This is a genomic window from Advenella mimigardefordensis DPN7 (genome assembly GCF_000521505.1).
Lineage (GTDB): Bacteria > Pseudomonadota > Gammaproteobacteria > Burkholderiales > Burkholderiaceae_B > Advenella > Advenella mimigardefordensis.
In genome coordinates this window covers 4,028,482-4,050,014 of record NZ_CP003915.1, presented here as the reverse complement: position 1 = coordinate 4,050,014, position 21,533 = coordinate 4,028,482, and the positions used below count along the sequence as shown (strand labels likewise).

Sequence of the window (21,533 nt, the reverse complement as noted above, 5' to 3'; positions counted from 1 at the left end):
ATAGCACGGCTGAATCGAAAAGGAAGGCTGCATACCGAACACCTTCGTATGCGCCATCAAGCGTATGGGAAAACTAATCACCGCTACGACCGTAAAGGGGACGTCGCATTTTTTGTTCAGGCAGTTGCAAGGGCAGGAGTCGCTGGGCAGTCTGTTTGAATATACGGTAGATCTTGTCGCAGAGAATCCTCGCGAGGATCTGGAGGCTTTGCTGGGTAGCCCCCTCACCGTTACCGTTAATGCTGAATCGGCAAAACGCCACATCAACGGCATTATTACAGATGCACAATTCATCGGCAGGGAAAGCGAGACCTCGGCCTATTACATTTATCGTTTTTCTGTGCGTCCGTGGCTTTGGTATCTGACTCAAACCTCGGACTGCCGCATTTTTCAGGATCAAAGTGCCATGGCGATAATTCGGCAGGTGCTGGCCAAGTATCCTTTTGACGTAGAGTACAAGCTGCTGGAGTCGTATCGCAACTGGCAATATTGCGTTCAGTTTCGTGAGTCCGATTTTCAGTTTATCAGCCGTCTGATGCAAATGGAGGGGATCTATTATTGGTTCCGTCATGAGGATGGCAAGCATACGCTGGTGCTTGCAGATGATGCCGCTGTCCATGAACCTGTGGCCGGTGCGAGCGAGATTCCCTATGTTTCACCGGATCGGCTGGCCATCGCTGATTTTGCGCATATCAAGGAGTGGAATCCATCGCGAGAGATCAAGCCATCTGCTTATGCCACGGTGGATTTCGATTTCAATAAGCCGCAGGCCAGCCTGGATGTACGCCGCAAGGGCCCAAGCCCGGTAGCGCGTGATCTGGAAATCTACGAGCCAATTGGCGGCTATGCAGAGCTTGAGGACGGCGAACATTATGCCCGTGTCGGGCTGCAGGCGCAGGCGGCCCAAAAGGTACGCATTCAGGGGCGGGCAGATCAGCCCTTGCTGGCAACCGGCGCGACCTTTAAGCTGAAAGACCACCCGGAACAGGCGCAGAATCAGGCGTATCTGCTGGTGCAAACGCGTTATCTGTTGAAGGAAGCACCCGGGACGTCGTCTGGCGGCGCTCCAGTCTGGGAGCATACTATTCAGGTAGATTTCACAGCGATGCCGGCAGCAGTGCAGTACCGCTGTCTGCGTACCACGCCGGTGCCCAGGGCGGCGGGGCCACAAACCGCCATCGTGACCGGGCCGGCGGGTGAGAAAATCTGGACTGATCAATACGGTCGTATCAAAGTGCAATTTCACTGGGACCGGGAGGGCCAGCGCAATGAGCAGAGTTCATGCTGGGTTCGCGTGTCCAGCCCGTGGGCCGGGGGCGGTTTTGGTGGCGTGCAGATTCCCCGTGTGAATGATGAGGTGGTGATCAATTTTGTGGGCGGATTTCTGGATCGGCCTATTGCCGTGGGGCGTGTTTATAACGCCAGTAATATGCCGGCGATCAACCTGCCGGACGATGCCACGCAAAGCGGCGTTAAGACGCGCAGTAAGGATGGCGGGCCGGATAATGCCAATCATATGCTTTTTGAAGATCGGCCCGGCCAGGAAAAACTCTCGTTTGGCGCAGAAAAAGACATGGACACGCATGTCAAAAATAATGAAAACCTGAGCGTGTGCGCGGCACAGACCGGTAGTCACGGTGGTACGACCGACATGAGCGTTGGGGGCACAGATGACAATATATTCAAGGGCGATTCGGTTGAAACCAATGGTGCGGACCATATCCGTACGATTACAGGCTTGTCAAATGAAATCGTTAACGGGCCGCGCAAGCACCGTGTGGGTGGGTCGGCCACGACCACGATGGGGCGTGGCCTGGTGCGTTCTGTCAATGGTGGCCTGGCAACGCTGAACTATAACGCCGGGCGCAGTCGCTGCGTTGATACAGATTATTCACATACGGCGATCAGTCATGTGAAGCGTACCGTGAATGGTTCAGAAACAAGCAATGTGGCTACCGGCTATTTCAAGGAAGCCAAGGGTGGGCATTTGTCCATGAAGGCCGGTGCGGTAGGAATGACGGCCAATGGCGGCAATGCCCAGTTGAACGCCAAAACAGAAATCAGGATAGAAGCGGGTGGCAATCAGTCTTTGAGTAACCCGGCTACGCTGGACCACACTTGTCTGAACCATACCGAGAAACACAATTTCTCATTCAAGGCCAAGTTAATGAATAACAGCACGGCCAATATCGCAACTTCAAACGGAATCCTGAATATCAGCCTGTATGGCCTGTCATCGACAATGGCATCAACCACTATGAGAATGTCTGCCATCGGCGTGGTCGGTTCTCCCATGCATGAGGATACCGACGCCTTGCGTGTGGAGATTTCCGGTTTCAAGTTCAAGAAATATGGTGTGGGCAACGAGCCGTATGCGGCTCATATCCTGCTCGCCGGCCTGATTAACCGATTACTCTAAGGAAGAATTGCTATGCTGGGCTCAACACAATTGATGGGGCTGGATCTCGCCTTTCCGGATGTGTGTTTGACACCGCCTGTATTGTTGCCGATTCCCTATCCCGATATGGGGCTGCCCATGATGGCCATTCCCATTGCCGTGACTATCTTGTTCACAGGCGGCTTTGCGCACAATATGATGACCACGACACCCATCACGCTGGGAGACTTTCCTGGCGTGGGTACCGGGGTGCTGTCCCACACCGTTGTGGCGCCTTCGCGTCGCCTGATTCTGAACTCCTATACCACGTTTCTGTTCGGCACACCGGCCAATCGGTTGTGCTGCATCGGGCCTCAGAACTGGATTAATACCATTGGTTTTTCACTGATTCCAGGTACGCTCGCCGTGCTGTTTCTGGCGCCTTAACATGCAGGAGCATACATCATGAACCGCCTGTTTCAGTTGCATGGCTTGCCCGACGACGTTCTGATGCACGCTCTGAAGGGTAGAGAGGTGCTTTCGGACTTGTTTGAATTCAAACTTCAGATATTGAGCCCCACGCCCGCGCTCAATGTCAAAGCGCTGCTGGGCGCGCAGGTGTCGGTGGAGATAGAGCAAACCCAGGCGCCACGCTATCTGGGCGGGCTGATTACCCATATGCAGCGGATCGGCCGTACCTCGCATCCTCCCCGATATTACATTTATGAAGCGGTGCTGCGGCCCTGGCTTTGGTTTGCCACACAAACACGCGATTACCGGATTTTTCAGGAGAAAAGCGTGGTGGATATCCTGCAGGAAGTCCTGGGCGAGTATGGCTTCCCGCTGGAGCTGCGGCTGCTCGAGCGCTATCGCAAATGGACGTATTGCGTGCAGTACGGCGAAACAGACTTCGATTTTCTGAGCCGCCTGATGGAACATGAAGGCATCTATTACTGGTTTGAACACGAGGCGGGTAAACATACACTTGTGATTGCCGATGAAAGCGGCGCCCACAAGGCGGTCAGGGGCCTGGCCGATATTCCTTATTACAGCCATACAACGTTGATTAATCCCCTGGAAGAATATATACACCTATGGCAGCCGCGCCGTTCGTTAACGTCAACGGGTTTTGCCGCGACTGATTACGATTTGAATAAACCGCAGGCCCGGCTGGATGTGAAACAGCGCGCAGCGCAAAAAGATATGCAGGGGCTGGACCTGGAGCGCTATGAGCCTATTGGTCATTACACCGAACCCGAAGACGGGGAACGCTATGCCCGGGTACGCATGCAGGCTCTGCAGGTGCCGCGTCACACGATTAATGCGCAGGGTAATGCCCGTGCGCTGGCGCCCGGGCATACTTTTGCCCTGAACCATCATCCGGACAGCGCACAGGACAGGGACTATCTGATTGTCCAGGCTGAGTATGATTTTGTGCAAGCGCCGTATCATAGCGTGGCGATGCAGACGCGTGATTCCGCTGCCTCGCAACTGCCGGAGAACGCGACGGCAGCGGCTTGGGATCGCACGCTTGCCGTACCGATTGATCAGGCACGGCTGGATATCCGTATTCAGGCGATTCCCGCCAGCACACAATACCGCAAGGAGGTCACTACGCCGGTTCCGCAGACCAGCGGGCCGCAGACCGCCCGGGTTGTAGGGCCGGACGGCGAGTCTATCTGGACAGATCATTATGGCCGTATCAAAGTCCAGTTTCACTGGGATCGCTACGGCCAGAAAAATGAGCAGAGTTCCTGCTGGATTCGCGTCTCCAGTCCCTGGGCCGGGGGTGGATTTGGCGGATTGCAGATTCCCCGGGTGAACGAGGAAGTGATTATTGATTTTATCGGTGGTCACCCCGACCGGCCACTTTGCGTGGGACGCGTCTATAACGCTGAAAATATGCCACCTGTGAATCTGCCGGACGATGCCACCAAAAGCGGTTTTCACACGCGCAGTAAAGACGGTTCTCCCGATATGGCCAATCAGGTTATGTTTGAAGACAATCCGGGTAGCGAGTTGCTGAACATGATCGCGCAGAAAGATATGGCCACCCGCGTTAAGAATAATAGCAATCACCTTGTCGGGGCCATGTCGACGACCAATATTCTTGGAACGCACGCCTGGAATTATGGTGGCCTGTTCAACAAGCTGGTGACAGGCGATACCACCTACCAGCACGAGAGCAGTCATTGCTTTAGCGTGGCCGGCAATTCCACCGATACGGTGACCCAGCGCCAGTCTCGCTCAGTTACCGGCGTTAACACACAAACGGTGGGTGGCGCCGAGAGCCTGACCGTTAGCGGCGAGCCGGCTCTGCATTCGTATAACCAGGGGCTGGTACGCACCATTCATTCCCACAAAACAGACACGATTACCGGGTCCACCATTCGCAACTATAGTGCGGGCGAGAAAACGACAGTGAGCGGCAGCTATGCCAAGCAAGTGGCTGGTGGCGAAACAGTGCTCAAGGGCGATAACTTCAAAGTGGACGCGGGTGGTAACTATAGCCTGACTGCTTCCGGCAGTTTTGAGGCTTACGGCTTAAGCAAGGTCAGTATCAAGGCTGGCGGCCAGACCAGGGAAACCACGATTATGCAATCGGTTAATCCCATTGTCAGCCATGTGCAGGATATTAATTTTGCAATTGGGGTTAACCTGCTGCGTTCGTCTGCTTCAGACTCATCCAATACAAATGTCATTCTTAAGCTGGGCGCGGGTGGGTTATATGACTCTGCGCAAATGGCCAGCATCAAGCTGGTTGGGGCGCAGGTCAAGCTGGTAAACAATTCTGTAGCCATGAATCTGGCCAGTATTGCGATCACAGGTGTAAATATGAGCGTTGGCAGTACAACGCGTCCTCATATTTTCCGGTTTGAGTTGTAGGCAACAAGTATGGAACATAGCGTGGTATCGGTTTTATGAGAATTTCCAAGCCCTTTTGCCTGAGTCTGCAGGTGCGGCCTTACCGCTGGCGTGGTCAGACGCAAATTGGTCTGTCGGCCAGCGTTCTGATTGACCTGAGCAAGGGCAACCCGGTGTTGCAAAGCGAGCCGGCCATGTGGCAGTGCGTTGCTGAGCATCTGGGCTCCGAAGGTATTCTGGATATGGGTTTCCCCAAGCCTGCTGCCGAGTTTCTGGTGTCGGGGTATGCCTACACTGCGCATCAGCAGGACAAAACCCGGTGCCGGGTACGGGTTCAGGTGAATGATCGTATCAAGGAGCTGAACGTTTTTGGCGATCGTACCTTTCTGGATAATCGTATTTCGGCACCCCAGCCTTTTGAGCGAATGAATATTGGGTGGGAAAACGCCTACGGCGGCCCCGCTTTTGAAAACAACCCGACAGGCAAGGGGAACGTTGAGGAAATCATCAACGGTGTGCGGGCCCGGCGGATGCCTAATGTAGAGTCACCCCACGCACCCATTCACAGCCTGCGTGACCGTATTGAACCTGCTGGTCTGGGCGCGCAGCATATTGCCTGGCCGGCACGCTTTGGGAAAGTGGGCAACTACAGCGAGCAGTGGAAGCAAACCGACGCGCCTGGATTTTTTCCTGATATGGACCCGGGCATATTCAATGCCGCCATGGCGGATCAGGTTTTTCAGAACCAGACATGCCTGCCCGACAATACCCATTTCCGCGTGTGGAATATGCATCCGGACAAACCCGTCTGGGAAGGGATCGTGCCCGCCTGGCAGGCGCGTTGCCTGGTGGAACTGCAAAAAGACAAAGATAGCGCCCCGCAGATTCATGATGTGGAACTGGTGCCAACCACACTATGGCTGGTGCCTCACCAGGAACAGTATTTGCTGGTCTTTCACGGCGTCGTGCCTTGCTGGTATGACGATGGTGAAGATATCCGCCACGTGCTGGGTGCCCTGGAATGGAAATATTCTGCCAAATCGCATGAACACTATCACCAGTATATGGTGCTGCGGGAAGATCGCGACGAATCGGCTTTGCTGGTCTATGAAGACAACGATCTGTTACCCGAGAACCTGGAAACGGCCAGCTTTGTGCCCAAACCCGATTTGAATGGCGCCATGTGGGAAAAGCAGAGCCGCCTGCAGCAATATATGACGCACTATGCCAGAACCGAGCTGACCGATCTGGGACTGGACGCCAACCAGTATCTGCCCGAGTTTGTGGGGCCTCGGCCCCAGGCCGATCTGAGTAATCTGCGCCAGCGTCAGCAGGAGCGTGAGGTCGAAAGCCGGCAGCGGCGTGAAGAACTCAATCGCATCAAGGCAGCCGCCAAACGCTTCAAATTGTCGGGCGGACGTGATCGTGAAATGCCTGCGCTGTTGGGTGAAACCAATGTGATGGGGCAGATTGATGCGATACGCACACATGAGATGCCCACGCAGCGCCCGGATACCGAACCTAAAGCGCTGGAAACGCTGATGCAGCAGATTCGCGATGCCCAGTCTTCCGACGCGAATCGGCAAGTGATTGAACGCCAGCGGCGGCGCGGACACATCCTGTCGGCGCATTACCGGGGTGGGGTTTTTGTGCTGAATGAAGTTGCCGCAAGGCAACTGCGGCACGAGGTGGTGCAGATTCTGGAGACGGACCGTAACTTCGAAGGCAGGGATTTGAGCGGGGCGGATTTGCGCGGTCTGGTTTTTGACAATTGCAATATGACGCAGGTGATATTGACCAGGGCCGATATGACGGGCACCCGATTTGTCAATTGCAATATGGATGAATCATCCCTGTATAACGGGATTTATGGCGATACGCGGTTTGAACAGTGCACCTTTACGCTGGCCAACCTGTCACGGACAGGTTTTTATAAGACTGTGTTTGAGGCTTGTGTATTTAACCGGGTTATTCTGGATGAGTCGCGTTTCCAGTACTGCGATCTGAGTCGCAGTACTTTTGGGGAATGTGTGCTCAAAGAGGTCACGCTGGGTCATGTGATCCTGCGTGAAACGGTGATTGACGCGACTGTTCTGCTCAATTGCACTCTGGACGAGGTAGGCGCGCACGAGGCAACCCTGCATAAATCGGCCTTGTACGAGTGTGATCTGAACGACACAGTGTTTGCAGACTGCAGCCTGGTGCGTTGCGCCATTGCCCTGTGCAAGCTGGAGCGCGTTTCGTTTACGCAATCGCTGATGAGCACCTTCACCCTGGCCACGCCAGAGCCGGTTGTCGATTGTGATTTCAGCCAAACGCAGATAAGCGATAGCAGTATGCGCGATATCCATTTCCTGCGACCCAATTTTAAGCTGGCAACTATTCGCAACACGGACTGCTCCAAGTCTATTTTTGAGTCTGCCAACTGTAGCGGACTGGAAACGCCCGATGGCGTGTTTATGCGGTCGCAATTCAGTGATACCAACTTTACCGCCGCGAATTTGACGGGGACGATTTTCCGTAAGTCCCGGTTTATTAAAACAAACTTCAGCAAGGTCAATTTCTTTCGAGCCGATCTGGGCGAAACCGATATTGATACCGACAGCCTGCATCACGGCAATTACACACGTGAAGTTCAGCTGGAACCCACTAAGAGAGGGCAGCCGGCATGAAGGTGATAACAAGTGGCGGCCCGCCGCTGACAGACGAGCATTTGCAGGAAATGGTCTATAACGGTGTGCCGATTATGCGTATTGCCCTGACCGGTCGTGATTTGCGCAACTGGGATCTGTCGGGGGTGGTCTTTGAAAATGTGGACTTTTCGGGGGCGAACCTGGAGGGTGCCCGACTGGATGAGTGCCTGTTCAGCGACTGTTGCTTTGACGGGGCAATATTGAATGAATGCTACGCCAATTCGGCATTTTTTAATTCATGCAGTCTGGAAAATACACAATGGCGCCAGGCCATGTTGGCCAGCGCCAAGTGGCAGGAGTGTGACGTGCAGGGAGCCGTTTTTGATGCGGCCATCCTGAGTGAATGCGTGTTTAACGACTGTCATCTGGATCGCGCGCAACTGCGCGGCGCACAGGCCCAGGAAATGACATGTGTGAAATGCACGGCAGATGCCACAAACTTTAGCGCGGCTAATCTGTTTAAGGCGACGCTTATGGAAATGGACCTGCGCACTGCCGTTTTTAAGGACGCAGTGCTGGTCAATGTGATCTGGCTGCTCTCAGATCTAAGCCAGCAGGACCTGCGCGGGCTTGACCTGCAACGTGGCGTGTTTACTGAAGCAAGGCTGGATGGCTGCAATCTGACTCAATGCAATCTGACGCAGGCCGCCTTCAAGTCCGCCAGTTTGCAACAAGCCGATTTAAGCGGCGTGGCAGGCCGGTTTGCCATGTTTGCCGATGCCGATCTGACGCACGCCCGTTGCAGTGGTGCCCAGTTCCCGCAAAGTGTTTTTGTTGATGTCGTAGCCCAGGCCGCAGATTTTTCCGATTGCAACTTGTCGCTTTCTACGTGGCTGCGTGCCATGGCGCGCCAGGCCCGCTTTGATCGCACCCACCTGGACCACACCGATTTTTCTTATGCGGATTTGTATCAAGCCAGCTTTACCGATGCCCACATGAACCGCACCCGATTGCATCGGGCCATTACCGACGACCTGAACCTGAAACGCCGTCAGGGCGCGCTGGAAAAAGATCCACAGCTGTTTGAAGCAGAAATGTGGAGTGAAACCCAGCGCATTGCCCTGGAGTCCTGACTGGAGCGTGACCCGGATACCCGGACTGCAAACCTGGAACCTCGCCATGAACCGTACCGTAAATGCCACCACCCCCTTGGGCGATAAACTCAAGTTCAAATCCCTCAAAGGTCACGAGCAGCTATCTGACCTGTTTGAATGGACTGTTGAATTTGTGTCCGACAGCCCCGGACTGGTGCTGGAAGACCTGCTGGGCAAAACGATATCACTGGAGGTAGAAACCAGCGCCGCGCCACGCTATATGCATGGCGTGATCACTGCATTCAAGTTAGTGCATCGTGAAACGCAAACGCGGCGGTATTATATTTATGAGGCTACGGTTCGTCCGTGGCTATGGTATTCGACCCAGGTGACCGACAACCGCATCTTCCAGGATCAGACGGCGGTACAGATTATTACTCAGGTTTTGCAGGCCTACGATTATCCGATAGAGAATCGCCTGGTGGGGCAATATCGCAAATGGGGTTACAGCGTTCAGTTTCAGGAAAGTGATTTCAATTTCATCAGCCGGCTGATGGAGCATGAAGGCATTTACTACTGGTTTCGACATGAAAAAGACCAGCACGTACTGGTATTGATGGACGATGCGCACTCACATGCACCCTTGCCGGTCATGCCCGACATCCCCTTTTACCCGGACGACACACGTTCCGTGCCGCTGGAAGAATACATTCGTGATTGGCAGATTGCCGGTGAACTGACGCCCACCACGTACTCCACCATGGACTACGACTTCCAGAAACCGCAGGCGGAGATGAGCGCCCGACGCTGGGTGAAAAACCAGAATACCCAGGGGCTGGATCTGGACTGGTACGATCCAATGGGTGGGTATGTTGATTCTGCCGATTCGGACCATTATGCCCGCGTCCATCTGGAATCTATGCAGTGCCTGCAGGAACAGGCATGGGCAGTGAGCAATGTGCGCAATCTGGCGCCCGGCTACACCTTCTCCCTGAAATATTATCCAAACAGTGAAGAGAATAAGTCTTATCTGATCCTGCGCGCCGAATATGACTTTCGTGATCCGTCCTATGCCAGCGCAGGCGGCGTTCAGGAAAATGCGACATTTGTGATTCGCTCACAGCATATACCGGCATCGGTGCAGTTCAGGGCACCGCGCAGCACGCCCGCGCCCCGGATGAGTGGTCCGCAAACCGCGACCGTGGTGGGGCCGGACGGTCAGGAAATCTGGACAGACAAATATGGACGCATCAAAGTCCAGTTCCACTGGGATCGTCAGGGTGCCATGGACGAAAACAGTTCATGCTGGCTGCGGGTCTCCAGCCCCTGGGCGGGCGGCGGTTTTGGGGGCGTGCAAATTCCCCGGGTACGCGAAGAAGTGGTAGTGGACTTTATTAATGGAGACGTGGATCGACCCATTGCCGTGGGGCGCGTATACAACGCCAGCAACATGCCGCCGGTGTCGTTGCCCGAGAACGCGACTCAAAGCGGCTTTCTGACGCGTACCAAGAATGGCACCCCGGAGAACGCGAATAAAATGCTGTTTGAAGACAGCCAGGGCAATGAGTTGCTGTCTATGGTTGCGGAAAAAGACATGAATACGCATGTCAAAAACAATCAGCAGCACGATGTAGTGGGTAACGCGGTGTCATCGATTGGTGGCTTGCGTTCGCACACCGCTCACAGTACGTCCAGCATTACGATGGCCTCGGGCGCGGTCAAGTCGTATCAGTCCAATCACAACCGGACTGTACAAGCATCGCTGGACGATAGTGTGGGCGGCAACCTGGAACAGACCCTGAGCGACGGCGTGGACGAAACCATTACCGGTGCGCACAGCCATACCGTTAGCGGCGCCGCCTCGCACCAGTTGCTGGGCTTGCATGTAAATACCACGACGCAGGACGTAGAAACGGTGAATGGCACCGTTACTGAAACCGTCAGTGCAGACGAAACCACAAATGTGACCTCAAGCTCCGAGCTGGAAGCGGCCGATATCACACTTGAAACGCCCAGCCTGTACAAGGAATCAACCAAACAGGACATTAATATTAACGCAGGGGGCTCGCTGGATATCCAGTCCACCGGCCCCGGTATCATTCAGACGCCCACGGACATTGAAAAAGAAAGCCCCGCAAATCTGGAAGCGGCGGTGATGCTGGACAATAACACCGTCAATCGTGAAGACAAGTATATTCTGAAGCTCAATCTGGATGCGATGAGCGATGTGATGGTCAGCGGCGCTAAAACGGACAGAAATATCGCCGACCTGGCCTTTTATGGTATGGGCGGCACCATGCAATTGGCGAATGTCGGGATCTATGGCGCCAGCATTCAAATGGGTTCAAGCGACCAGAAAATGGGCCTGGCCAGCCTGTCCATTACCGGCCTGGAACTGGATAAGGGTTTTAAAATCAAGACCATGGGCGCAGGCGGCCGGTCTGGATATAAAGGCAAACACCGCGCCGCGGGCGGCGGGAGGGGACCGCGTGGGGGGAAAGGCGGGAGACATAGGGCGGGGAATAAGGGAGACCCCAAAAAACCGCATGCCGATTGCAAGGAATGTCGTGGGCGTGTTGGCGGGTCCATTGGTCTGGATGTGGGTGATGAGCGGTTCAGTCATCTGGACTTTGTTCTTCCTGGTGTATTTCCGCTTGAATGGAATCGCACCTACCGTTCCAATATGACTGCGAAAGATGGTCAGGGCGAGCTGGGGCCGCGATGGATCACTGCCTTTACCCTTGTGGTTTTGCCTTTGGAAACAGGTGGGTATGAGTATATTTCGGAAGTCGGCCGCGCGGTTTCTGTGATTGAACTTGAACCTGGGCAGGAATGGTACGACAGAACCGAAGAATTGATCTGGCGGCGGCCAGATGTTGACACGCTTGAGGTGAGCCAGAAATACCAACGCACCGAGACGTTTGAGCGTAGCGGCGATGTATTTCGTCTGAAAACGATTGCCGACAGGGCCGGCAATCAGGCACAACTGATTTATGACGCAGAGAACGGCTTTCTTGTTCGTGTGGAAACCGCGATCCAGACAGTGCACCTTGATCACGACGCACACGGTCGAATCACAACAATATGGCACGAGGTAACCGGAGATGATGGAACGCCGTTACGGCGTACACTTGCCCGGTACCAGTACGACGAGGCGCATGATCTTGTTGCAGCTGTTGATCAATATGAGCGCACTCATACCTACGCTTATCAGAATCATCTGATCACTCGCTATAGCGATAAAACCGGGCGCGGCATCAATCTGGAATGGGACGGCGATCACCCGCAAGCTAAATGTGTTCGCGAGTACAGAGATGACGGCAGCAACCTGCTTCGCTTCCGATGGGACGAGAGCGAATCAAAAACCTATGTGACCGATGCACTGAGCGCCACTACCGTTTATACCTTTGACGCCCATAACTACATCATTCATATTGACTTTGCTGATGGTACGCGTCAGTCCAGGATACGAGACGAATTTCATAATATTGTTGAAGTTCGTTATCCGGACGACTCATTCGAAAAATATGAATATGACGAATTCGATAATATCCTGAAACTGACGCGCGCTGACCATACTACGGTTGGCTGGGAATATGATCAATACAGCCAGATTACGAAAATAGTAGATCCCGGTGGTAATATCTGGACGCGTGACTACGACCAGTTCGGCAATATGATTCGAGAGACTGACCCCAAGGGTCATACTTCCGAATTCCAGTACACAGCCGAAGGTCTGTTGATTCAGTCGGTCAACCCCGCCGGTGGGGTGAGTACTTTGTCCTACAATCCGGCGGGTCTGCTCATTCGGTACTCGGACTGTTCAAATAAAACCCGGCGCTGGGAATATGATTTGCTGGGACGCACGGTCAAACAAACCGATCCTTGCGGCAATGCAGAATCCTATGAATACAACCGCTACGGCTTTATCAATGAAGTGCGGCGTCCGGACGGAAGTGTCCTGACACTGGATTTTGATGAAGAGGGTCGGTTATTGTCGTTTATCGATCCCATAGATAATCTGACCGTCTATGCGTATGATGGGGCCGGCCGGCTGGCCAGAAAAACAGATCCGCTCAAGCAGGATTTTCATTACAACTATGATAAAAAGGGACGCCTGGCCAGCCTGCAAGATGAAAATGGCGCACAGTTTACCTTTCAGTTTGATCCGGTAGACCGGCTGATTCGTACTGTCGGATTCGACGGAAAGGTAAAAAAATACAACTATGATAAGCCTACTGGCCTGCTCTTTTCCATGGAGGATGCAGACCGGGAAACGCACTTTGAATATGACGTGATGGGACAATTGCTCAAACGTCGTGCCGGCCACCTGGTGGACAGCTTTGAATACGATATCTCCAATAGAATCATCAGGGCACACAACGAATATTGTGATCAGCACTTTGAATATGACGTATTGAACAATCCCATTCGGGAGACCCATATATACAACGCGTTCGGACAAAATCGCGAATATGTCTGGGAAAACGAATTTGACGAGCTGTCCAATCGACTTACGACCCGCCGTCCCAGCGGAGAAAAAGTCAGTTGGCTGCGGTATGGTGCAGGGCACGTTCACGGCATATTGCTGGACGATCAGGAAGTGCTGTCTTTTGAACGGGACAACAGTCATCGCGCAGTACGCAAGCGGCAGTCAAATTCACTTCTTGCCGTTACGAACTATGATGTTATGGGCAGGGTGAAAGAACAAAAGCTGAACCTTGCACAAGGCAACCGAACAAACCTGCGTTCGCGTCAATACGCCTACGGTCTGGATGGTTCGCTGGTCGCTATTGAGGATTCCAGACACGGTACAACGACATACCGCTATGATGCGCTGGACCGGCTGGTGTCCGCTACCGCTTTTAATGAGACTGAGCTCTTTGCATTTGACCCTGCCAGTAATTTGGTGGATAGGGACAAAACGGAACGTTCAAAACCAGCCAATACCTTTCCCAAAAACGTTTCGAAGGTGTTAGGGAATATTCTGAAACGCTGTGCTGGCATGCATTTTGAATATGATGCTCAAGGCAACCTGATTCGCAAGCGCAAGCCTGACTCGCTGCAGGAGTTCGAATGGGATGAATTTGGTCGTTTAAGGAAAACGGTCAATACCGATCTGAACAGTAAGCATGTCTCTGAGGCTGAATACATTTACGATACCTTTGATCGGCGGATAGGAAAGGTAAATCAGCAGGAGACATCGGGCGCAGCAGTCACGTTCTATGGCTGGGATGGTCATCATCTGGCTTTTGAAGAAAGCACAGTAGGTGATGCTGTTGATAAAACCCACTATCTGTACGAAGAAAATAGTTTTGTACCCCTGATTCAGTATCAGTACAGTGCCGACAATACGATTGCAGAAGGCCGGAATCATTTATCGGTCAGCCATTACCAGTGCGACCACATCGGTACGCCGCAACTGCTCACCGATGACAATGGACATATTGTCTGGGAGGGGAGATATTCGGCACTCGGCAAACAGCTGGACTCGATCGGTGGAGACGCTGGGGTAGCCGGCGGGCAAAATAACCTGTGCTATCAGGGCCAATATTATGACCGGGAATCAGGGCTGCACTACAATCGGTTTCGGTATTATGATCCGGATATCGGCCGGTTCATTCAGCAGGATCCGATAGGGTTATTCGGGGATTCGAATTTCTATACCTATGCGCCGAATACTGCGAACTGGATTGATCCTTTCGGATTGATGAAGGAGATTTTACGCAGTACCTGGAATTCGATTCGCAATAATTATTATAAAGGCATGGGTGGCGAGGTCAATCACGTGCCGGCTTACGCTTCATACAAGGGGCTGGAAGGTGCGCCTAGCAGAGGTAGAGGTCCTGCATTCTGGATGGAAAAGGCTGATCACCGGTCAATGGCTACGACGGGGGGCAGCAGGAGAGCAAGGAATGCTCGAAATACCCAGCGCAACTTTATATTGAATAAACAGTGGGACAAGGCAATTGCTACGGATATTGATGATTTAAATAAAAAATTTCCAGGGAAATATGACGAAGACGTTATGCATATGCTGGACGAGCATCAAAGGCAGGGTAACATAACGAGTGAACAAAATCAGGAATTGAAAGATCGTTTAAACGACAGGCCGGGAGTATGTTGATAATGGAATATATGATTCAATCCTTTGAAAAGGTAAACGAATTCAAATTCGGAATGACACAAGAGCAGGTGGCTCAAGTTTCGGGTCCGGCGGATGAGGAATATTATGATGACTACACGAAAACAATGGAGGAAACTCGCGCAGATTGCATTTTAGAGTACCCAGATGGAGGGCAATTGGCGGCCATTTCTATCCTTAAAAAAGGGAAGCCTGTTATTAATGGCATTTCTGTTTTTGAAAAAGGGGGGTTCGAAAAACTATGCGCTCTGGAGGAACCCGTTTCCGGCATTGGGGAAGCGTATCTACTATTCAGAAAATTGGGGCTGTGTCTTGGTGGCTATGCAAAAAAACGAATTCCGGAGGGTAAGATACTTATTGTTTTTTCAAAAGACAGGGCAGCATTTTACGAAACGTTCATTGATGTGTAGGAGTCCTGAAGAGGGATTGCATAAATGAGATGCTGAGCGTGAATATTTCTATATTTAACGCGTGCTTTGCATACCGAACGCGCTCAAGATAAGAGGATAGATCTGATATTTTCATTGGTGAAAATATCAGATCTATACAACCTTAGATGAGGGGTTAAATTTTGTTGATATCTGTTTGCAGAATAAGATTAACATTCGCTTTAACCCACTTAAACAAGTGCAGTGAAGAGTCGGGTACGTGTTTTCTGTTTTTTTGTTCAGTTATCCACAATTAGTTATTTAAAAATCCATTCATAGTTTCATCAGTTATATAGATATATTCAGACGGTATTGGTGAATCAGGACAGCAAGGCATAGACTACTTGGTTTGCTGTATCTGAATTCCGGCTGTGTAATGACAAAAGAAATACGCCTGAACGCGTTTCTGATGAACTGTGTCGGTCATCTGGCGCCTGGCCAGTGGACCAACCCTGAAGATACGTCGTCTGATTATCTCAATGCCCAATACTGGGTAGATCTTGCAAAGCTGCTGGAGCGGGGCCTGTTCGATACGCTGTTTTTGGGCGATGTGACCGGCGTGTACGATGTTGATGGCGGCTCGGCTGTGAGCGCATTGACCAGCGCTGCACAAACTCCCATGAACGACCCATTTCCGCTGATTCCGCTAATGGCGCACGCCACCCGTCACCTTGGGTTTGGCGTGACGGCATCGGTGGCCTACGATCCGCCGTATTTGCTGGCACGCCGGTTTACCACCCTGGATCATCTGACTAAGGGGCGGGTGGCCTGGAATGTCGTTACCTCTTATCTGGAGAGCGGCGCGCGTAGTTTAGGGCAGGAGAGCCTGCTTGACCATGATGAACGCTACGATCGCGCCGATGAGTATCTGGATTTATGCTATCGATTCTGGGAAAGCAGTTGGGATGAAGCCGCTGTTCTGCGTGACGCACAGGCAGGGACGTATGCTGACGCGGCCAGGATACATACCGTTAATCATGACGGGCGGTATTTTCGCTCTCACGGTATTTTCCAGTGCGAACCCTCACCACAGCGTACGCCGCTGATTTTCCAGGCAGGCGGCTCGCAGCGCGGTGGTCAGTTTGCGGCTCGCCATGCCGAATGCGTCTTTGTGGGCGCACCAACACGGGAGGGCGTCAGGCGCAGTGTCGCGCAATTGGAATCGCAGTTGCAGGCAGCAGGACGTGGCCGTGATGATGTCCGGATATTCGCCATGTTCACTGTGATTGTTGAAGAGACCTCGGCGCTTGCCCGCCAGCAACACCAGGCGTATCTGGCGCGGGCAGACCTCGCGGGTGCCCGCACACTGCTTTCGGGTTGGACGGGTATTGATCTGTCCCGCTACAACCTGGATGATGAATTGGTCTATGTTGATACGAACGCCGGACAGTCGGCGCTGGCGTCGTTCAGCAAACTGGACCCATCGCGAACCTGGACTTTGCGCGATGCACTGGAATTTGTTGCGCTTGGCGGCAGAGGCCCGGTTGTGGTGGGCGATGCCAATGAAGTGGCAGATGAACTGCAAGCCTGGGTTAATGACACCGGTCTTGACGGATTTAATCTGGCATACATTGAAATGCCGCGTACGTTTCGCAATATTGTGGATTATCTGGTACCCGAATTACAGCGCCGAGGCGCATACAAACGGCAATATGCCGATGGCGTGCTTCGTCAGAAACTGCTTTCGACAGGCCCGTATCGCAGCACGGTATCCCTTTGATTTTTGGAAGAGAATAACACTATGCCCCGTATTTCAGAACGTCCCGTTGGGGAACTGAGCCCCGCGCTTCAGGCGCTTTTTCCGCGCTATACCGGCAACGGCGCACATTTTGCAGATCAGTTTCAGGTACTGTCTCATGTGCAGCCCGCCGCCGAAAATCTGTTTGATATGTTGCTGACGCTGAAGCAACAACAAAATATACCGTCCCGCTATGTTGAGCTGGCCATCGTTGTGGTATCACAACTGAATCGTTGCCTTTACTGCGTCGAAAATCACAATCCTCGCTTGCAGGTTGAAGGGTTGACCATAGACGACCCACAGGCGCTGATTGATGGCACGGCTAAGGGTCAGCTGACCGAAACCGATCAACTCGTAGTAGATTATGCCATCGCCGTCACTCAGGCGGCCGAACGCATTCCTGAGGCGTTGTTTGATCGTTTGCGTCGGGAGTTTACCGAAGCACAGATTGTTGAATTGACCTTGCGCATTTCTCTTTGCGGATTCTTTAACCGCTTCAACCAGGCTTTGCAGATTGGCGAAAGCAGTACTGCGGCTCATCCCGTCTGATCCATTTCAATTGTAATTTTCATATCATGGCACCTCTTATGTCTCGTTTTCTCCGCTATGGTCGCCGGCTGTTGCCCGGCCTCGTGTTGGCATCGCTCACGGGCGTTGCAGCCAACTCCTTCATTGCACCTGCTGTTGCACAGGAGGCCGCCCCACCCATTCGGATTGGCGTTCTTGTACCATTAAGTGGTGCGGGTGGTGCGTATGGGCCAGGTATGGCTGACGCAGCCAAGCGCGCGGCCGACTTCATTAATAACGAAGCGGGCGGTGTTCTGAACGGGCGCAAGCTGGAGATCGTTGTTGCCGATAGTGAAACCAACCCGACTGCGGGTGTGGCTGCTGCCCGCAAGCTGCTGGATGTCAGCAAAGTGTCTGCGATCACAGGGTTGTGGAGCAGCTCAGTGGCATTGGCCGTTAAGCCGCTTACGCTGGAGCGGGGCGTGCCCTTGCTGGTGACCGGTACGGGTGACGAGGTCACTCAGGGCGATAACAAAGGCCTGGTATGGCGGTTTCAGGCGCGCGGCAGCGATTGGGGCAGGGTGTTTGCGCGTGCGGCTTATCTAGACGGGGCTCGTACGGCTTCGGTAATGGTTCAGCAGGCGCCAGCCTGGACGATCATGGTAGATCCTTTTGTTACCGAGTTTCGTAAACTGGGCGGCAAGATCGTGGATGTGGTTCATTACAATCCGGGCCAATCTTCCTATCGTGCCGAAGTGGAAAAGGTCTTTTCTACAGAACCCGATGCCGTTTTCCTGCCGAGCTATCTTCCTGAATTGTCTGCTATTGCCCGCGAAGTTTTCCGCAGTGGTTTTACCAGCAAAATCTATTCAAACTCATCGGCAGCGGACGCTGAAGGCGCATTCATCAAGAATGTAGGCGCTGAAGTAGCTGAAGGCATTAATCATATTCAGTCGATTCCACCCGCAGAATCAACCGCTTATAAAACGTTCTCGCAGCATACCAATACGCCCGAGAATACGCTGGCTATTTTCCCTTCCAATATGTGGGATGAAGTCTCTGTGCTCGCGCTGGCGATAGAAAAATCCGGAAGCACCGATCCTGCTGTTTTCAGCAAATCTATTCTGGATGTAGTCAACGGTCCGGGTACTGTGGTAGAAAATCCGGTAGATGGACTCAAAACCCTTCGCGCCGGCAAGCCGATTTCCTACAGTGGCGCCGGAGCGCAGTTTAAGTTTACGCCGACAGGGGACCAGTTGCATCGTTCCTATGGGCGTTTCATTATCAAAGATGGTGCCAATCATCAACAGGGATTGATCGAGTGACCGTGACTGCGCATCGGGGCACGCAAGATCCGACAGGGCTGTACGCCAGAGATATCCGGCTGTCCTATGGTGGATTGCAGGTATTAAATGGCATCTCGCTTGACATCGAACGCGGCCAGGTTACCGGCATTGTCGGGCCGAATGGAGCAGGGAAATCGTCGCTGTTCAATGTTCTGGCCGGTAGCGCCGAGCCTGATCACGGCAGTGTCTGGCTGGGTCAGCGAGACATTACCCGGCTTCCTGTGCATGAACGCGCCCGCGCAGGTATTGCGCGTACTTTTCAGCTGGCGCGGGAGCTCGACAGCCTCACCGTGCTTGAAAACCTGCTGCTGGCCTGGCCCGACCAGGGAAGCGATGCCCTGTGGCGTACTTTTCTACAGCGCGATAGCATTCGAAAAACACAGGAGCAGGCCGTTGAGCATGCACTGGCGCTGCTGGAACGAACAAGGCTGACCCGACTGGCCGATAGCCCGGCCGGAGGCCTGTCGGGAGGTCAGAAAAAACTGCTTGAACTGTGTCGTGCACTCATGCTGGATGCCCCCATTATTCTGCTGGATGAACCTGCGGCTGGTGTCAATCCGGCCCTGATGAATGAGTTGGCTGGATTCATCAGCGACCTGAGAGGCGAAGGCAAGACCTTTGCCGTTGTCGAACACAATATGGATCTGATTGCCGCCCTGTGCGACACCGTTTATGTGCTGGCAGATGGTGCCGTGCTGACCCAGGGTACGTTTGCCGAAGTGGTTGTCGACAGTCGGGTACAGGATGCCTATCTTGGAGTCACGCTATGAGCGCCGCGCTGATTGTATCTGGCTTGCGGGCGGGGTATGGCGGCAAGCCTGTGCTGCACGGCGTGGACCTGGCCGTAGCGCAGGGAAGTGCGCTAACGATTGTCGGCCCCAATGGATCAGGCAAATCAACGTTGCTTAAAGCCATTGCTGGTCAGATTCCGGTACAGGCAGGCACGATAGCAATGGGCGATACTGACCTCACGCGCATGAGTGCGCAGGGACGCACACGTGCAGGTCTGGTCTTTGTGCCGCAGGAAGGCAACGTATTCCGGAATATGACCGTCCGGGAAAATTTACGCCTGGGCTGGGATTTTCATCATCGTGGTGCAGCGGGCAGATTGTCTGTAAAGCTGGACGCGGTTCTGCAATTATTTCCAGAAATCAAGCCTCATATGCACACGCCCGCAGGATTGCTTAGCGGTGGGCAGCGTCAGATGGTTGCGGTGGCCAGCGCCATGATGCTTGATCCGAGGGTTCTGGTGCTGGACGAACCCTCTGCAGGGTTGTCGCCACGTAATGCGCGCCTGCTGTTTGAGATTATCGACCGGATTCGGCAGACGGGTCTGACATTGCTGATGATTGAGCAGAACGTACAGTTGGGTCTGTCAGTGGCAGAACAGGGGCTGGTTTTGGTCATGGGGCATGTCCGTCATCGGGCGCCTGCAAGCGAACTGGCGCAGGATACATCGCTGGCGGCGCTCTTTTTGGGCGCGTCCGGTTCCCATGACGCGCCTGCCACAACCGTTTTTGAATAAGTGATCATGCAAATTTTATTTAATGGACTGATAACCGGCTTGCTGGTCGCTCTGCCTGCCCTGGCAGTGGCTTTGACTTTCAGTGTCCTGCGGTTTGCCAATTTCGCCATTGGCGCCATGATCACCAGCGGCGCCTATTTGGTTTATGCATTCAATGTGGTGCTGGGTTTGCCACTTTGGATATCGGGCATCATTGCCGTGGTGTTGTCTGCAGGCCTGGCGGTTATCGTGGATCTTCTTGCGTTTCGACCACTCAGGAACCGTTCGGCGGTCACACTGATGGTGGCTTCCATGGGGGTTTCATTTATTCTGGAAAACATCATCCGCTTTGTGGCCGGCAACACCTCGGTCGGCTACGACGTGGCCTTGTCGCGTCCGTGGCGGTGGGCCGGGCTGCGCATCAACGTGGAGCAAGTGCAGGTGCTGATCATCTGCCTGCAGGTGCTGTTGTCTGTCTGGATGCTTTTTCGCTGGTCCCGGTTAGGCAGGGCGATGCGTGCCGTGGCCGATAATGCGGCGCTGGCAGCCTCTCGCGGTGTCTCACAGCAGTACGTTATTTCCATCACCTGGGCCCTGGCGGGAGGGCTTGCGGCCCTGTCCGGCATGCTGATCGGGCTGGATGCCACAGTGGATCCGCAAATGGGCTGGACTTACGCCTTGCCTGCGTTTGCCGCTGCGATACTGGGAGGACTGACGCATCCGCTGGCTGCGATTCCGGGTGCACTCGTCATGGGTGTATTGTCCGAAGCGGCGACACTGGTACTCCCTTCCCACTATCGTTCGCTGGTCGCCTTTGTTGTGATGAGTCTTTTACTGGCAATGCGCCCGACTGGATTGTTTGGCAAGCGCTGGCTGACCCGATAGGAAAAACAGTT

General features: G+C 53.5%; 13 protein-coding genes. All 13 read left to right on the top strand.

All coding sequences use genetic code 11. From position 1 onward, the window contains the following. The first annotated feature begins 64 nt into the window (after nt 1-64). The 13 genes from MIM_RS18545 to MIM_RS18485 all read left to right on the top strand — a co-directional run bounded on the left by MIM_RS18545 (nt 65) and on the right by MIM_RS18485 (nt 21,522). Nucleotides 65-2,419 (top strand): type VI secretion system Vgr family protein, encoded by a 2,355-nt coding sequence (locus MIM_RS18545; protein WP_025374259.1) that lies wholly within the window; start codon nt 65-67, stop codon nt 2,417-2,419. Between the two features lie 12 nt (nt 2,420-2,431). Further along, on the top strand, nt 2,432-2,824 hold the full coding sequence (locus MIM_RS18540; RefSeq protein WP_025374258.1) for a DUF4150 domain-containing protein: 393 nt from the start codon (nt 2,432-2,434) through the stop codon (nt 2,822-2,824). A gap of 18 nt (nt 2,825-2,842) precedes the next feature. Beyond that, a complete protein-coding gene (locus MIM_RS18535; protein ID WP_025374257.1) occupies nt 2,843-5,263 on the top strand; it encodes a type VI secretion system Vgr family protein in 2,421 nt (806 codons plus the stop codon). A 35-nt stretch (nt 5,264-5,298) separates the two neighbouring features. Beyond that, complete coding sequence (locus MIM_RS18530; RefSeq protein ID WP_025374256.1) at nt 5,299-7,914, top strand: DUF2169 family type VI secretion system accessory protein; 2,616 nt, start codon at nt 5,299-5,301, stop codon at nt 7,912-7,914. After that, on the top strand, nt 7,911-9,008 hold the full coding sequence (locus MIM_RS18525; protein ID WP_025374255.1) for a pentapeptide repeat-containing protein: 1,098 nt from the start codon (nt 7,911-7,913) through the stop codon (nt 9,006-9,008). The genes MIM_RS18530 and MIM_RS18525 overlap by 4 nt, the downstream gene beginning before the upstream one ends. Next, nucleotides 8,977-15,096, top strand: coding sequence for a type VI secretion system tip protein TssI/VgrG (gene tssI / locus MIM_RS18520; RefSeq protein ID WP_158318753.1), 6,120 nt, complete (start codon nt 8,977-8,979; stop codon nt 15,094-15,096). The genes MIM_RS18525 and tssI overlap by 32 nt, the downstream gene beginning before the upstream one ends. 2 nt (nt 15,097-15,098) lie before the next feature. Continuing rightward, entirely contained in the window at nt 15,099-15,524 is a 426-nt protein-coding gene (locus tag MIM_RS18515; RefSeq protein WP_144084685.1) for a hypothetical protein, read from the top strand. A 394-nt stretch (nt 15,525-15,918) separates the two neighbouring features. Then, the gene (locus MIM_RS18510; RefSeq protein WP_025374252.1) at nt 15,919-17,262 is read left to right on the top strand and encodes an LLM class flavin-dependent oxidoreductase; all 1,344 of its coding nucleotides are present in this window, start codon (nt 15,919-15,921) and stop codon (nt 17,260-17,262) included. Between the two features lie 21 nt (nt 17,263-17,283). Next, the gene (locus MIM_RS18505; protein WP_025374251.1) at nt 17,284-17,829 is read left to right on the top strand and encodes a carboxymuconolactone decarboxylase family protein; all 546 of its coding nucleotides are present in this window, start codon (nt 17,284-17,286) and stop codon (nt 17,827-17,829) included. A 38-nt stretch (nt 17,830-17,867) separates the two neighbouring features. Then, nucleotides 17,868-19,112, top strand: a complete 1,245-nt coding sequence (locus MIM_RS18500) for an ABC transporter substrate-binding protein (protein ID WP_025374250.1) — start codon at nt 17,868-17,870, stop codon at nt 19,110-19,112. Nucleotides 19,113-19,114: 2 nt separating this feature from the next. Beyond that, on the top strand, nt 19,115-19,903 hold the full coding sequence (locus MIM_RS18495) for an ABC transporter ATP-binding protein (RefSeq protein ID WP_042071757.1): 789 nt from the start codon (nt 19,115-19,117) through the stop codon (nt 19,901-19,903). Beyond that, nucleotides 19,900-20,658 carry an ABC transporter ATP-binding protein gene (locus MIM_RS18490; RefSeq protein ID WP_025374248.1) on the top strand — a complete coding sequence of 253 codons (759 nt, stop codon included), beginning with the start codon at nt 19,900-19,902 and terminating at the stop codon, nt 20,656-20,658. Before MIM_RS18495 ends, MIM_RS18490 begins: the two co-directional genes overlap by 4 nt. Nucleotides 20,659-20,664: 6 nt before the next feature. Beyond that, complete coding sequence (locus MIM_RS18485; RefSeq protein ID WP_042070551.1) at nt 20,665-21,522, top strand: branched-chain amino acid ABC transporter permease; 858 nt, start codon at nt 20,665-20,667, stop codon at nt 21,520-21,522. Nucleotides 21,523-21,533: the final 11 nt, after the last annotated feature.

What these genes read in the sequence shown, in the direction of transcription:
- MIM_RS18545 (WP_025374259.1), top strand. Translation starts at nt 65, where the DNA reads ATGGGAAAACTAATCACCGCTACGACCGTAAAGGGGACGTCGCATTTT.
- MIM_RS18540 (WP_025374258.1), top strand. Translation starts at nt 2,432, where the DNA reads ATGCTGGGCTCAACACAATTGATGGGGCTGGATCTCGCCTTTCCGGAT.
- MIM_RS18535 (WP_025374257.1), top strand. Translation starts at nt 2,843, where the DNA reads ATGAACCGCCTGTTTCAGTTGCATGGCTTGCCCGACGACGTTCTGATG.
- MIM_RS18530 (WP_025374256.1), top strand. Translation starts at nt 5,299, where the DNA reads ATGAGAATTTCCAAGCCCTTTTGCCTGAGTCTGCAGGTGCGGCCTTAC.
- MIM_RS18525 (WP_025374255.1), top strand. Translation starts at nt 7,911, where the DNA reads ATGAAGGTGATAACAAGTGGCGGCCCGCCGCTGACAGACGAGCATTTG.
- MIM_RS18515 (WP_144084685.1), top strand. Translation starts at nt 15,099, where the DNA reads ATGGAATATATGATTCAATCCTTTGAAAAGGTAAACGAATTCAAATTC.
- MIM_RS18510 (WP_025374252.1), top strand. Translation starts at nt 15,919, where the DNA reads ATGACAAAAGAAATACGCCTGAACGCGTTTCTGATGAACTGTGTCGGT.
- MIM_RS18505 (WP_025374251.1), top strand. Translation starts at nt 17,284, where the DNA reads ATGCCCCGTATTTCAGAACGTCCCGTTGGGGAACTGAGCCCCGCGCTT.
- MIM_RS18500 (WP_025374250.1), top strand. Translation starts at nt 17,868, where the DNA reads ATGTCTCGTTTTCTCCGCTATGGTCGCCGGCTGTTGCCCGGCCTCGTG.
- MIM_RS18490 (WP_025374248.1), top strand. Translation starts at nt 19,900, where the DNA reads ATGAGCGCCGCGCTGATTGTATCTGGCTTGCGGGCGGGGTATGGCGGC.
- MIM_RS18485 (WP_042070551.1), top strand. Translation starts at nt 20,665, where the DNA reads ATGCAAATTTTATTTAATGGACTGATAACCGGCTTGCTGGTCGCTCTG.